At 65.1% G+C, this 12,933-nt stretch carries 13 protein-coding genes and 1 pseudogene; 4 read left to right on the top strand and 10 right to left on the bottom strand.

Annotated elements, in window-relative coordinates:
- Window positions 1-48: 48 nt before the first annotated feature.
- Together ACW5W4_RS06345 and ACW5W4_RS06340 are read right to left on the bottom strand one after the other, a co-directional pair.
- Window positions 49-2,127: a putative bifunctional diguanylate cyclase/phosphodiesterase gene (locus tag ACW5W4_RS06345; protein WP_456688800.1), complete on the bottom strand. Its 2,079-nt coding sequence runs from the start codon at window positions 2,125-2,127 to the stop codon at window positions 49-51.
- A 378-nt stretch (window positions 2,128-2,505) separates the two neighbouring features.
- Window positions 2,506-3,183: an HNH endonuclease gene (locus ACW5W4_RS06340; RefSeq protein WP_456688799.1), complete on the bottom strand. Its 678-nt coding sequence runs from the start codon at window positions 3,181-3,183 to the stop codon at window positions 2,506-2,508.
- Window positions 3,184-3,473: 290 nt separating this feature from the next.
- Here ACW5W4_RS06340 and ACW5W4_RS06335 point away from each other — a divergent pair.
- A pseudogene (locus tag ACW5W4_RS06335) lies at window positions 3,474-3,648 on the top strand (VOC family protein); the annotation flags it as partial.
- Between the two features lie 79 nt (window positions 3,649-3,727).
- Here the strand turns inward: ACW5W4_RS06335 and gdhA are convergent.
- Entirely contained in the window at window positions 3,728-5,074 is a 1,347-nt protein-coding gene (gdhA, locus tag ACW5W4_RS06330) for an NADP-specific glutamate dehydrogenase (RefSeq protein WP_427261895.1), read from the bottom strand.
- 685 nt (window positions 5,075-5,759) lie between these two features.
- Here gdhA and rluF point away from each other — a divergent pair.
- Window positions 5,760-6,785 carry a 23S rRNA pseudouridine(2604) synthase RluF gene (rluF, locus tag ACW5W4_RS06325; protein ID WP_456688798.1) on the top strand — a complete coding sequence of 342 codons (1,026 nt, stop codon included), beginning with the start codon at window positions 5,760-5,762 and terminating at the stop codon, window positions 6,783-6,785.
- 91 nt (window positions 6,786-6,876) lie between these two features.
- Here the strand turns inward: rluF and ACW5W4_RS06320 are convergent, their stop codons facing one another.
- Window positions 6,877-8,115, bottom strand: a complete 1,239-nt coding sequence (locus ACW5W4_RS06320) for a cyanate transporter (protein ID WP_456688797.1) — start codon at window positions 8,113-8,115, stop codon at window positions 6,877-6,879.
- Window positions 8,108-8,611 carry a nucleoside deaminase gene (locus ACW5W4_RS06315; protein WP_456688796.1) on the bottom strand — a complete coding sequence of 168 codons (504 nt, stop codon included), beginning with the start codon at window positions 8,609-8,611 and terminating at the stop codon, window positions 8,108-8,110. Before ACW5W4_RS06315 ends, ACW5W4_RS06320 begins: the two co-directional genes overlap by 8 nt.
- 122 nt (window positions 8,612-8,733) lie before the next feature.
- Here ACW5W4_RS06315 and ACW5W4_RS06310 point away from each other — a divergent pair, with 122 nt between their 5' ends.
- On the top strand, window positions 8,734-9,591 hold the full coding sequence (locus ACW5W4_RS06310; RefSeq protein WP_456688917.1) for a LysR family transcriptional regulator: 858 nt from the start codon (window positions 8,734-8,736) through the stop codon (window positions 9,589-9,591).
- Between the two features lie 54 nt (window positions 9,592-9,645).
- Here the strand turns inward: ACW5W4_RS06310 and ACW5W4_RS06305 are convergent, their stop codons facing one another.
- The 5 genes from ACW5W4_RS06305 to ACW5W4_RS06285 all read right to left on the bottom strand — a co-directional run bounded on the left by ACW5W4_RS06305 (window position 9,646) and on the right by ACW5W4_RS06285 (window position 12,081).
- Window positions 9,646-10,113: a GyrI-like domain-containing protein gene (locus tag ACW5W4_RS06305; protein ID WP_456688795.1), complete on the bottom strand. Its 468-nt coding sequence runs from the start codon at window positions 10,111-10,113 to the stop codon at window positions 9,646-9,648.
- 55 nt (window positions 10,114-10,168) lie between these two features.
- Window positions 10,169-10,324 (bottom strand): pleiotropic regulatory protein RsmS, encoded by a 156-nt coding sequence (gene rsmS / locus ACW5W4_RS06300; RefSeq protein ID WP_139435937.1) that lies wholly within the window; start codon window positions 10,322-10,324, stop codon window positions 10,169-10,171.
- Between the two features lie 80 nt (window positions 10,325-10,404).
- Window positions 10,405-10,875: an acyl-CoA thioesterase gene (locus ACW5W4_RS06295; protein ID WP_456688916.1), complete on the bottom strand. Its 471-nt coding sequence runs from the start codon at window positions 10,873-10,875 to the stop codon at window positions 10,405-10,407.
- A gap of 61 nt (window positions 10,876-10,936) precedes the next feature.
- The gene (locus ACW5W4_RS06290; protein ID WP_456688794.1) at window positions 10,937-11,236 is read right to left on the bottom strand and encodes a hypothetical protein; all 300 of its coding nucleotides are present in this window, start codon (window positions 11,234-11,236) and stop codon (window positions 10,937-10,939) included.
- Complete coding sequence (locus ACW5W4_RS06285; RefSeq protein WP_456688793.1) at window positions 11,233-12,081, bottom strand: DMT family transporter; 849 nt, start codon at window positions 12,079-12,081, stop codon at window positions 11,233-11,235. Before ACW5W4_RS06285 ends, ACW5W4_RS06290 begins: the two co-directional genes overlap by 4 nt.
- Before the next feature lie 63 nt (window positions 12,082-12,144).
- Here ACW5W4_RS06285 and ACW5W4_RS06280 point away from each other — a divergent pair, with 63 nt between their 5' ends.
- Window positions 12,145-12,798 carry a tellurite resistance TerB family protein gene (locus tag ACW5W4_RS06280; protein WP_456688792.1) on the top strand — a complete coding sequence of 218 codons (654 nt, stop codon included), beginning with the start codon at window positions 12,145-12,147 and terminating at the stop codon, window positions 12,796-12,798.
- Window positions 12,799-12,933: the final 135 nt, after the last annotated feature.

Below are 12,933 nucleotides of genomic sequence, written 5' to 3'. Positions count from 1 at the left end.
CGTGGTTCACGGAGGAGTGGCCGCAAGGCACGCACGCCCCTGGCATCATCAGGCGCAGCGGGGCTGGTGGCAGTGAGCCAGCAGCAGCTCCCCCGCCATGGGGCGCCCCAGCAGATAGCCCTGCAGGGTGTCGCAGCCAAGCTCGGTGAGCAGGGCGCGCTGCGCCGGGGTCTCCACCCCTTCTGCCACGATGCGCATCCCCAGGGCCTGACCCAGGGCGATGATGGCGCCGATGATGGTGGCATCGTCCCCCTCGTGCGTCAGGGTGGCGACGAAGCCCCTGTCTATCTTGAGCTCGTTGGCGGGGAAGCGCTTGAGGTAGAGCAGGCTGGAGTAGCCGGTGCCGAAGTCGTCGATGGAGATGCCAAGGCCGAGCTCGGCCAGGCGATTGAGGATGGCCAGGCTCTCCTCGGCGTTCTCCATGGCGGTGGACTCGGTGATCTCCAGGGTGAGGTGGTGGGCCTCCAGCCGATGGCGGGCGAGGGCGCCCTGCACCTCTTCGAGCAGGCCGGGGCTCGCCAGCTGTATGGTGGAGAGGTTCACCGCCACGCTCCAGTCGTCATGACCCGACGCCCGCCAGCGGCTCATCTGGCGGCAGGCCTCGTCGATGACCCAGTTGCCGATGGGGATGATGAGGCGGCTCTTCTCCGCCAGGGGCAGGAAGCTCGCCGGCGAGATGGCGCCCTGTTCGGGGTGCTGCCAGCGCAGCAGCGCCTCGGCGCCGACCGCCCGGCCGCTGCGGGCGTCGTACTTGGGCTGGTAGTGCAGGGCCAGCTCCCCTCGCTCCAGGGCATGGCGCAGCGCCTGTTGCAGCAGGAACTGCTGGTGGGCGTTGGCGTTCATGGCACTGTCGAAGTAGCAGTAGTCGTTGCGCCCCCGCTCCTTGGCGTGGTACATGGCGGCATCGGCGTTGAGGGTCAGCTCGTGCAGGCTGGTGCCATCCTGGGGATAGACGGCGATGCCGATGCTGGCGGTGATGTGTAGGCTGTGATGCTCCCAGGGGTAGGGCTGGGCCAGGGCCGCCAGCAGCCGCTCGGCGAAGGCCGTGGTCTGGGTGATATCCCCCGGCGCCAGGGCCAGCACGAACTCGTCGCCGCCAAAACGCGAGGCGGTGTCGCTCCCGCCAAGCAGCCCGGTGATCCGTGTCGCCACCTCGGCCAGCAGCAGATCCCCTGTGTGGTGACCGTGGGCATCGTTGATGATCTTGAAGCCGTCGAGGTCGAGAAACAGCAGGGCGAAACTGCGCTGGCTGCGCTGGCACTCCTGGATGCGCTGCTCCAGCCGGTCGGCAAACAGCAGCCGGTTCGGCAGCCGGGTCAGGCTGTCATGGAGCGCCAGCTTGAGCAGCTCGTCGTGGGCCAGGTGCAAGGAGGTGGAGAGGCGGGCGGCGTGGGCATCGAGCATGGAGAGCACCAGGGCGATGGCGAACACCGCCAGGGTCACTATGATGATGACGGTCGCCAGCCACTGGGCATTGAGGCCGGTATAGAGGGCGCCGCACAGGCTCCCTTGGGGAAACTGGGCCGCCGCCATGCCGGTGTAGTGCATGCCGATGATGGCCGCTCCCATCACCAGGGAGGCGAGGGCCTTTTGAAAGAAGGCGCACGGCGTACTGTTGCGCAGGCGAAACGCAATCCAGAGCGCGGCGCCGGAGGCGAGCACGGCGATGAGGATGGAGAGCACGAAGAGGCCGCGGTCGTAATGAATGCCCGGGGTGATCTTCATGGCCGCCATGCCGATGTAGTGCATGGTGGCGATGCCGGCCCCCATCAGCAGGGCGCCGCCCGCGATGTGACGCCAGGGCAGCTGGGGGCGGCTCACCAGCCAGAGCGCGAAGGCCGACGAGCCGATGGCCGCCACCAGGGAGATACCGGTCAGGGTCAGGTCGTAGCCGAGCGCGATGGGCAGGTTGAAGGCGAGCATGCCGATAAAATGCATGGACCAGATGCCCAGCCCCATGGCGAAGGCGCCCCCCGCGAGCCAGAGGGCGGCGGCCCGTCCCCGGCTCTGGCTCACCCGGCTCGTCATATTCAGCGCCGTGTAAGAGGCGAGCACCGCCACCAGGATGGAGAAGAACACCAGATCCTGGCTGTAATAACTGTCGAGCATGGGGTGGGTCGCGGTCACGTTCACTCACTCTGGGATGGATAACGGCCTGAGCCATGGCCGGGCTTGCGGGGAAAATTGGGCTGGCGATTGTACACCAGAGGCGCCTCAAACCGGCCAGCAATACGTGCCAAAATGAGCCCTGGATCAGAGTAAAAACCCTGAAATGCTCCCTTGCTGGCAATGCTCCCCCGCCCCTTGTCCCAAGGTGGGTTCCAAATTTTCCCGCTTGAAAAGCAGGGGTATGACCGGGTGGGGTTCCATGCCTCATATGTCCTGGTTTGGCGCGGCGTTGTCGCGGTTGCTTTGCTTCCCAACAGGCAGGCAAGTGGGACAGTCTTTAAGACAAAGAGCCCATCATGGGCTCTTTGTCATTGGATGTAGGGGCAGTGATCAGACTTATTCTCTGATAAGTCTTGGGAGTTTTTGATAGAGCGCGTCTCGGCGCGCCTCTTTGTGGGCACCATAATGCAGCTCGCGGTGGCAATTGGGGCAGAGAGCGACCGTGTTGCCGACGGTATCCGAGCCCCCTTCCGCCAAGGTGCGCAGATGATGCACCTCGAGAAAGGGCTCCCCGGTCGCCGTGAGAAAGGGGGCTTGTGCATCACAACCCTCACACTCAGCGGCTGCGGCCACCAGCACCCAGGCTTTGACCTGGGGATCCCTCACATGACTCGTCGCGGTGACATAGTGCTGAACGGGCTCCTGGGTGCCAAGAGGAAGAGGAACTGCTGGCTTCTCCTTATATAGGATGACCTGATGCTCGAACTCCGCTTGCCCGGTGTAGGGTTGGCCATCCAGCTCGCAGATCAGGCGCGCTATGATGGGCACATGCTGCGAGCCAACATGCTTGGCAGGTTTTAATCCAGAGACCCAAGGCCTGCCCATCAAGACGCAGACGTAAGAGATGTTTTGCATCCGATATTCAAATGATTTCTCGGAGCGTGCGAAGCGTGTCGCCAGCTCTGCGTAATAGTGTTTCTTGACAAAGGGGATGCCATTCAACGCCTTGTTGTGCATATCCAGATAGGCGGCCACCGTTGCCCTTAACTCTTCGTCCGTCCATGTCTTGTGCAAAACTGACCCCTAGTGTCCGATACACCATCCCATGCCGCCGCCGGCATAATGATGGTTTCATCCGAGTTGCATTTGATGCTAGGCATCTTAATCCAATTGACACCACTCTTCAGCCGAAAAGTCGAGGATCCTGTGCCTCATCAATGGATTTATGTAAATAAATCATTACGTTGTCGTTCACTTACTCCTAATGGGGGTAAAAAAGCGGCAAAGGAGATAGGAGCCAACGAGGCAGGGGCTTTGCGGACCAAGGCACAGTTCCAGCCGAGGGGACTGGCTATGATCGGGCGGTGGGATTTTACAGCCGCGCCTTCAAGATGGAGCCCATCACCTTCGGGGCCGGGCGCCGGGCCCTGCGCTTTGGCAACCAGAAGATCAATCTGCCACTGTTGGGGGAGGGGCCGCGCAACCGGGGACAGGTGGGCTCGGCTCATCACCCGCTGGCCCCTGGATCGGGTGATGGCCCTGTCAGAGCGCCTTGGCCTCCAGACAACAACGGCAGCCAGGGGCTGCCGTTTTGTGCTGACATCGAGGCGGGCGGGAACTAGCAGACCCCTTGCGCCAGCATGGCGTCGGCCACCTTGACGAAGCCGGCGATGTTGGCGCCGCTCTCGTAGTTCACATGGCCATGCTCATCTTCACCGTAGCGTACGCAGGTGGCGTGGATGCTGGTCATGATCCCCTTGAGGCGGGCGTCCACCTCCTCTCGAGTCCAGCAGAGGCGCTGGGCGTTCTGGCTCATCTCCAGGCCCGAGGTGGCCACCCCACCGGCGTTGGCCGCCTTGCCCGGGGCAAACAGCACTCTGGCCTCGTGGAAGAGGCGGATGGCGGCGGCGCTGCTCGGCATGTTGGCCCCCTCGGCCACCAGTTGCACCCCATTGGCGATCAGGGCTGCGGCATCCTCTTCCCCCAGCTCGTTCTGGGTGGCGCAGGGCAGGGCGACGTCGGTCGCCAGGTGCCAGGGGGTGCGGCCGGTGAAGAACTCCAGCCCCTGGTCGTAGGCATAATCGGCGATACGCTTGCGCTGCTCGTTCTTGAGTGCCATCAAGCGGGCCAGCTTCTCGGGGGTGAAACCGTCCGGATCGTAGACGGTGCCGCCGGAGTCAGAGGCACTGATGACCCGGGCGCCCAGCGCCATCGCCTTCTCGATGGCGTATTGGGCCACGTTGCCCGAGCCCGACACCGAGACCCGCAGGCCGGCCAGGGACTGGCCGCGATGGGCCAGCATGGCCTCGACAAAATAGAGCAGACCATAGCCGGTGGCTTCCGGGCGGATCAGGCTGCCGCCAAAGGAGAGCCCCTTGCCGGTGAAGACGCACTCGGCGCTGTTGGTCAGCTTCTTCATCATGCCCGCCATGTAGCTCACCTCGCGCCCGCCCACGCCGATATCACCGGCCGGCACGTCGGTGTTGGCGCCGAGGTGGCGATAGAGCTCCAGCATCAGCGCCTGGCAGAAGCGCATCACCTCCCCCTCGCTCTTGCCCTTGGGATCAAAATCGCTGCCCCCCTTGCCGCCACCCATGGGCAAGGTGGTGAGGGCATTCTTGAAGGTCTGCTCGAAGGCGAGGAATTTGAGCACGGAGAGATCCACCGAGGGGTGAAAACGCATGCCTCCCTTGAAGGGGCCGATGGCGCTGTTGTGCTGCACCCGATAGCCACGGTTGACCTGCACCTGACCCTGGTCATCCACCCAGCTCACCCGGAACTGGATGAGACGCTCGGGCTCCACTAGCCGCTCCAGCAGGCCGTGTTGCAGGTAGCGGGGGTGGCGTTCAACATGGGGCCAGATAGAGGCGAGGACCTCGCTCACCGCCTGAAGAAACTCGGGCTGATGGGGGTTGCGCTTGGCCACCTGGGCCAGAAAATCCGCCTGCGATAGGGAATGACTCATCTGTAACTCCTGTAATGAATGATGAAATTGGCCTCTTGCCAGAGAAGAGCACATGCCCTGCATCCAAGGTGTCCGTGTATGTTGGGGATGAATGCGGACAAAGATCCGATCTTTTGTCGGGTTTGCCAGCGATGGGGGTGCTAGCAGCCGAAAGTCATAGAAAACCGGCACAATCATAGCAAGATGATTCGCGCGAACGAAAATCTTTTTATGCGTTTTATGTCAATAATTAGCAAAAAGCTCTCGCCTTTATAGTTGAATTTAACAACCTTGTTGCATATTGACTGAATACATTTAAAACCGGTCTGTACCTCGCGTCTGGATGGCGCATGGCGCTGTTTTTGCCATGTTTCCCCCTCCTGGTCCACCTCTGGTCGTGCCCATTTGCCGGCGGGGATGGGGGCCTCGCGCCAACAGGGTGGCGGAAGGGGGGCACTCTGGTGCGCTGGATCGGGGCGGGTGACAAGTATCCGGGGAATGAGGCGGGGCAATATGCTACTGTAGCGGCGTTTTTTTGATGAACGCGAAAGCCTTGCCCCTTTGACGCGACTCTTTTGCAGATGCTTTATGTAGATACTTTTTGTAGATGCTTTTTGTAGATGGAACCGTATGCAGACTAACCCGACCATGACCTGGCTGACTCAGCCGACACTTCTTCTGAACTCCACGATCTGGCAGGTGACCCATGCTGGCCGATGAATCCATGCGCCTGAACAAATACATCAGCGAGAGCGGCATCTGCTCGCGCCGCGAGGCCGACCGCTTCATCGAGCAGGGCCATGTCTACATCAACGGCAAGCGGGCCGAGGTGGGGGATCAGGTGTTTGCCGGGGATCTGGTCAAGGTCAACGGCCAGGTGATCGAGCCGCGCGAAGCGGACAGCCTGGTCTTCATCGTGCTGAACAAGCCGGTGGGCATCGTCTCCACCACGGAGGCGGCGGAGAAGGACAACATCGTCGACTTCGTCAACCACAGCACCCGCATCTTCCCCATAGGGCGCCTCGACAAGGACTCCCAGGGGCTCATCTTCCTCACCAACCACGGGGATCTGGTGAACAAGATACTGCGGGCGGGCAACGATCACGAGAAAGAGTACCTGGTGACCGTCGACAAGCCGGTGACCGACGAGTTTATCCGGGGCATGGCGGCCGGGGTGCCCATCCTCGGCGCCGTCACCAAGAAGTGCAAGGTGAAAAAAGAGGCTCCCTTCGTGTTTCGCATCACGCTAGTGCAGGGGCTCAACCGCCAGATCCGCCGCATGTGCGAGCACTTCGGCTTCGAGGTGACCAAGCTCGAGCGCATCCGCATCATGAACGTCAGCCTCAAGGGGCTGCCGGTGGGGGAGTGGCGCGATCTCACCGACGACGAGTTGATCGAGCTGTTCAAGCTCATTGAAGACTCCTCCTCCGAGGTGAAACCGGCCAAGGGGGAGAAACCCAAGACCCCGGCGGCGCAAACCGCCAAACCGGCCCAGGGCAAGAAGCCGCGCCGCGACGACGATCACGAGATTGGCGGCCGTCCCAATGTGCCGGGCCCGGAGGCCTTCGAGAAGAAAAGCCCCGCAGGCAAGGGCGGCGCGGGCAAAGGGGCTGCCAACAAAGGCGGCGCCGGAAAAGCCGCTTCAGCTAAAGGTGCGCCAGGCAAGGGGGGCAAACCGGCCCCGGGCAAGCCGCGCTCCAGCCAGGTCGGGCGGCAGAAGAAGGGGCGCTGAGGCCCCGACCTTCCTCGCATCCTGATGAAAGACACCGGCCCCTGGCCGGTGTCTTTCTTTTTGGCCCAAAGGTTTCGGGGCTGGGGCCGGATCAGGCGGGTGTGTTGCCGGGGAGGGGCGTCCCTTCGTGCCCTGCCTGGCTCGGAGCAAGGCCCATGGCCCTGGGGTAGTGGCGCGGGTCGAGGCGCAGCACCAGCAGGCTCATCAGCATCAAACCGCCGAGCTGCCACTGCCAGGCGCTGGCAAAATCTCCGCTCAAGTGGTGCAGGCGGGCCGCCACCCAGGGGCCTGTGGCCGCCAGCATGAAGCCAAATCCCTGCATCAGGGCGCTCAGGCTACCGGCGCGTCTGGGGTCTGGCAGGTGATCCAGTGCAATCACCATGATGAGGGAGAAGCTGCCGCCAAGGCCGGCGCCGCACAGCAGGCACCAGAGGATGGGGGCGGCCTGGGGGGCGAGCCAGAGACCGCCAAAGCCCGCCACCTGCATCACTATGGCCAGCCCCATCCAGGGGCGCCTGTCCTCCTTGCGTGCCGCCAGCAGCGGCAGACCCAGGCCGCTGGCGGTCTGGGCCAGGGCCAGCCAGGCCACCAGCTCGCCTCCCTGCTGGGGGCTCCAGCCCAGCGCCAGGTAGGCGGGGGCCAACCAGGCCACGACGATGCCGTAGCCGCTGTTGATGATGCCAAAGCAGGCGATCAGCAGCCAGGCGCGGGGCAGCGCGATCAGCCGCGGCTCCCCTGATGGGGCGGAGTGCGGCGCGGCGGCGGGCAGGGGGACCCGCCAGGCGAGCCAGATCAGCGCCAGCAGCACCGGCAGGCCCCAGAGCGCCAGCGCCCTGGACCAGTCCAGATGCGCGGCAAGGCGCGGGGTGAGCACGGCGCCGAGCGCCCCGCCCCCCATCATGCAGGCGGAGAAGATCCCCATCACCAGGGGCACCTTGCCCGCAAAGGCCCCCTTGATGAGGCCGGGCAATGTCCCCTGCACGAGGGCCGACCCCAGCCCGCACAGGGCGGCGCTGGCGATGAGCAGGGCGCCGCTGCTCACGTCAAAGCGCAGGGCGCTGCCCAGCATCAGCAGCAACAGGGCCGCCCCGAGCAAGGGGCGGGGGCCTGCCTTGTCGAGCAGGGCCGGGGTGAGCAGGACGCCGACCCCGATCAGCAGCAGCGGCAGCAGGGTGACCCAGGCCAGCCTGTCCATACCGAGGCCCAGCTGGGCGTCTATCTGTCCCGCCAGGGGGCCGATGGCGGTGAGGAAGGGACGCAGGTTGATGCCAATCAGCACCACCAGCACCAGCAGGGCGCCGCTGCCAGGCGGGATCGGGCGCTTAACCATGGGACTGGGGGCCGTAGAGGGCGGCGGCCGGGATGGGGCTTGGCAACTTGATGAGGGGCAGGGGCGGCGGGCTCAGCGGCAGGCGCAGCTTGTCATAGCTCGATGTGCTGTCAAAGCCGAAGGGGGCCGCATCTTCATTGTCGAAGGCGTAGTAGACGGCGCTGATGCCGTTCATCACCAGGGCGCACAGGCACATGGGGCAGGGGTGGCCGCTGGCATAGACGATGGCGCCCGCGAGCGGGCCCTTGCGGCTCCCCTCCCGCAGCACCTCCAGCTCGGCGTGGCGAGTGGGATCCCCCGCCTCCAGCATGCGGTTGACGGCGCTCGCCACCAGCTGGTTGTCTCGCACCAAGAGGGCCGCGAAGGGGCGGCCCCCCTGCTGGCGGTGGGTCAGGGCCAGCTGCAGGGTCTGCTCCAGCCACCCCTGATGGCGGGGGGCCGAGACGGCACTGAGGGCGTTGACGAGGCGGGCACCGGAGTGGGGAGGCTGTGACATGGGATCATCCTGGGAAAAGAGGGGGTGACGGCAGCCTAACGGGCCCGTAAGTCATTTGGAAATTAAACGATAAAATGACTTTCAGTGATTTTATAAATGGAGAATCCCCCATGGAGCGACCCTTGCTGGATCCCCAGCTGCTGCAGAGCTTCGTCGCCATCGTCGAGACCGGCAGTTTCACCCGTGCCGGCGAGCGGATGCACCTGACCCAGTCCACCATCAGCCAGCAGATGCGCCGCCTCGAGCAGCAGCTCGGCTGCACCCTGCTCGACCGATCCGGCCGCCAGGTGGTGACCACGGCCCAGGGGGAGACACTGCTGGGGCTGGCGCGCCGCATCCTGGGGCTGCTGGCCCGGGCGGGGGAGCGGGTGAGCGAGGCCAGTCACCCCCTGCGCCTCGGGGTGCCCGAGGATTTCGCCGCTGGCGCCATGACGGCGGTGCTGGCGGCCTTCGCCCGGCAATACCCAGAGGTGAGGCTGGAGGTGAGAAGCGATCTCAGCCACGCCCTCTGGCAGGCGTTCGAGGGGGGAGAGCTGGATCTGGCGCTGATCAAGCAGGGACGGTGGCAGGGGGAGCCCATCGCCCGCTGGCGCGAGCCGCTGGCCTGGGTCGACAGCCGGGACTGGCCCGCCAGCGAGCGGGAACCTCTACCCCTGGTGGTGTTTCCGAGCGAAGGCCTCTATCGGCGTCAGATCACCGACGCCCTGGATGCCGAGGGGCGCGCCTGGCGCATCGCCTACGTGAGTGCCAGCCTCGCCAGCCTGCAGGGGGCGGTGAGCGCGGGCATAGGGGTCAGCCTGCTGCCCGCCCGATTGCAGCAGCCCGATCAGGTGGCGCTGGTGGACTGGCCGGCGGTGCGCTCGGTGGAGCTGGCTCTGCACCTGGGAGCGGGGGAGAGTGAGCCCCTCAGCCGGCTGTGCGAGGCCCTGATCGCACTCTGTGACGAGGTGATGGGGGAGGAGGCGACGGTGCCTCGCTAAGTGCACGCCCCCAGCCAACCAGCAGAGCGGTACAGGGTGGAGGCCTGCGCTGCCTCAGGCCAGGGCTTGCCTTGGCACCACGGCGAACCAGAGTTCCACCTCGCCGCTGCCTGTGGTGGCGTCAAAGCCTGCGCCGTAGCGCTCGAAATTCGGCATGTGGGCGGACTCGTAGTCCGAGTGCGCCAGCCAATCCAGCGCACTCTGCCAGGTCTGGGGCATGGCCGAGACATGGCCAAGATGGCGAAAGACGGCATAGGTCTGGGGGGCGAGCTGCATCCTATCCAGGCCGGGGGGCAGCGCCGCCAGGGTGGCGACCTCCACCGCGCACAGATAGTCGCACTCGGTGGCAGTGGCGGCGCAGATGACGCCGTAGGCGTGCTCCCCCAGCTGGCCCGGCAGGGGGCCAAGGGCGCTGAAGTCACGCCACTGGCCACCGACGTCGCCGTGCTGGAAGTCGTGTTGACGACGCAGGCCGGCAAGCTGCATGGCGCGGCCTTGTTCGACGCGGATGGGGTCTGACATGGTGCCTCCTGGGTTGGAACGGAAAGGTTGGAAGGGACAGGTTGAAGGGACAGCGTCAGTGCGCCCGGCCTTCCTCAAGCTTGCGCTCATAGTCCTGGCGGACGATGGCGAGCGCCGCCAGGGCGAGCTCAGGGGCAATCTGGTTGGTTTCCAGCAGTTCAATCAGATCCACCGCGAGTTTGACCTCGGGGGGAGCAGTTTCCAGTGACATCTTGGTTTCTCACGGGGCAGAGTGGGCGTCATTATAGCGCCCCGGGCGGCGAAGACACGCCTCGACGGCCCGGGGCGGGGTCACATGTGCTGGCGCATCTCCTTGTCCAGCTCCTCGCGCAGGGCCATCAGCTTCTTGGCGTACTGCTGCAACTGCAGATCGCTCTCGCTCACCGGCTGCCACTGGGGCACAGGGCTCGGCTTGCCGTGCTCGTCCATGGCCACGAAGATGATGATGCAGTGGGTGGTCTTGTGGCGCGCAGGATCCGTGGGGTGGCGGCTGTAGACATCCACCGCCAGGTGCATGCTGGTGGTGCCGGTGTGGATCACCTTGGCGTGCACCTCCACCAGCTGGCCAATCTGGATGGGGCGCAAGAAGCGAATGCCCCCCACATAGACGGTGACGGCATAGCCGCCACACCAGCCGGCGGCGCAGGCGTAGCCGGCCTGATCGATCCACTTCATCACCATGCCGCCATGGACCTTGCCACCGAAGTTGACGTCGGCGGGCTCGGCGAGAAATTGCAGGGTCAGTTCACGGGCACTCATGATACTTCCTTATGGTGTATGGGGTGGAAAGGCGCGGGCATTGAGAGGGGCGACACAGGGCCCATCACCGTCGATAGCTCTGCCGGTAACGTTCGGCCTGCTGGCAGGCGGGGACCTGGCTGAAATCCGGGCGCTTGTTGCCCTCGCGCTGGCCGAAACGGGCGTACTCCTGCTGGCACCTGGCCGCCTCGCCGCCCTGCTCTTCACAAGCCTCGATGCGTTGGGAGCGACCCTGGGCAATCAAGGTTTGCTGGGCATCGAGACATGCCTTGTCCAGTTCCCTCTGACGCGCCTCCCTATCTTCCAGGGCGGCCGACAGGCCCATCGAGAGGATGCAACCCAGCAACAAGATGGCAATCTTCATGGTTTGTCTCCGGCAGGGGGACGACCCCAGATGATGAGGGCTATCCCTCCCAAAATTCCCAAGGATGACAATAACAGCCGCAGCGACCAGGACTCATCCAACCAGAGCATCCCGGCCAGGGCGGCCAGCGGGGGCACCAGCAGCTGGACGCTGGCGGCCAGGGTGCGGCCTAGCTGGGGCAAGACGCCATACCAGAGCGCATAGCCGAGGGCGGAGGCCAGGGCCCCCGAGGCCAGGGCGTAGCCGATGGCCAGCGGGCTGGCCTCAAGGCGGCCCAGCAGCAGATAGAGCAGGGCGGCGGGCAGGCAGGCCCGCAGGAAGTGGCCGGCGTTGGCGGCGATGGGGTCGTCAAAGCGTGACGCCCGCAGGGTATAACAGGCCCAGGCGATGCCGGCCGCCACCATCAGGGCCGCCCCAAGGGGGCTCGGCGCCCGGATGCCGGGCAGCAACAGGAAGATGACGCCCCCCATGGCGAGCAGCAGGCCCAGCCACTGGCGTGTGGGCAGCCGCTCGCCCCGCAGCAGGGGTGGCGCCAGCATGCTGAGCTGGACGGCGGCAAACAGCAGCAGGGCCCCGGTGCCCGTGGTCAGGGTCAGGTAGGCGAACGAGAAGGCGGCGCCATAGACAATGAGGGCGAGGGCGCCGCCCCAGTCCCCTTGCCGGGGGGATTGGCGCCGGGCCGAGCAGAGCAGCACCAGCACCAGGGCGCCGCTGGTCAGGCGCAGCAGGGTAAACAGGGCCGGATCCATCCGCTCCTCGAACAGGGCAAGGCGGCAGAGCACGGAATTGGCGGCGAACGCCATCAGGGTCAGCAGGGTCAGTATCAGGAGGCGGGGCAGAGACATCCATTCACCTTGAGTTCAGAGGAGGCGGCACAGCATGGAATCTCATGCCAATGAGGAGGCCCCATGAAGCAGATGCTGGAGCAATTGATGGGAGCTGGCAAGGGCTGGCTCAACGATGGCGGTGACACGCGCAAGGCCCAGATGAAGGGCATGGCCCAGGGGGGGCTGGCCGCCGGGGCCATGGCGCTGCTGCTTGGCAACAAGAAGATACGCAAATACGGCACCAAGGTGGCGGCGGTGGGCGGGGCGGCGGCCCTCGGCGGGCTGGCCTACAAGCTCTATCAGGACTGGCAGCAGAACCAGAGTGCGCCGGCGGCCGGCACGCCCCATCCCCTCAACGAGCTGGCGGGGGCCGAACTGGATGCCCGCGCCAACCTGCTGGTGCGCGCCATGGTGGCGGCGGCCCGGGCCGACGGCCACATCGACGGCAACGAGCGCCAGAAGATCCAGCAGTACCTGACCGAGCAGGGCCAATCCGACGCCGCCCGCTGGATTGACGCCGAGCTGGCCCGCCCCCTGGACCCGCAAGCCCTGGCCCGGGAGGTGACCGACATGGAGCAGGCCACCGAGGTCTACCTCGCCTCCCTGCTCGCCGTCGAGGTGGATCACTTCATGGAGCGCGGCTATCTCGACGAGCTGGCCCGTGCCCTCAAGCTCGATGACAACCTCAAAGCCAGCATAGAGCGCCAGGTGGCCCAGCTGGGCGCGCCGGGTTGAGCCCAGGCAGCCATAAGATTGTCCACAAAGCCCCGTCATGGGGCTAATGCCAGTCAGTTAAGGCTGACTGGCATTGTTTTTATTGGCTTTTTTCACACTGTACTTCTGTGGTCTTGGCTTCACGCAGCGAGGGTA

Source organism: Aeromonas crassostreae, assembly GCF_054052445.1.
This window is presented reverse-complemented; position numbering and strand designations above follow the sequence as displayed.

Coding starts and splice junctions, on each gene's coding strand:
- gdhA (WP_427261895.1), bottom strand. CDS start 5,074: ATGAGTCATTCCCTATCGCAGGCGGATTTTCTGGCCCAGGTGGCCAAG.
- ACW5W4_RS06315 (WP_456688796.1), bottom strand. CDS start 8,611: ATGTCACAGCCTCCCCACTCCGGTGCCCGCCTCGTCAACGCCCTCAGT.
- rluF (WP_456688798.1), top strand. CDS start 5,760: ATGCTGGCCGATGAATCCATGCGCCTGAACAAATACATCAGCGAGAGC.
- ACW5W4_RS06285 (WP_456688793.1), bottom strand. CDS start 12,081: ATGTCTCTGCCCCGCCTCCTGATACTGACCCTGCTGACCCTGATGGCG.
- ACW5W4_RS06320 (WP_456688797.1), bottom strand. CDS start 8,115: ATGGTTAAGCGCCCGATCCCGCCTGGCAGCGGCGCCCTGCTGGTGCTG.
- ACW5W4_RS06290 (WP_456688794.1), bottom strand. CDS start 11,236: ATGAAGATTGCCATCTTGTTGCTGGGTTGCATCCTCTCGATGGGCCTG.
- rsmS (WP_139435937.1), bottom strand. CDS start 10,324: ATGTCACTGGAAACTGCTCCCCCCGAGGTCAAACTCGCGGTGGATCTG.
- ACW5W4_RS06305 (WP_456688795.1), bottom strand. CDS start 10,113: ATGTCAGACCCCATCCGCGTCGAACAAGGCCGCGCCATGCAGCTTGCC.
- ACW5W4_RS06280 (WP_456688792.1), top strand. CDS start 12,145: ATGAAGCAGATGCTGGAGCAATTGATGGGAGCTGGCAAGGGCTGGCTC.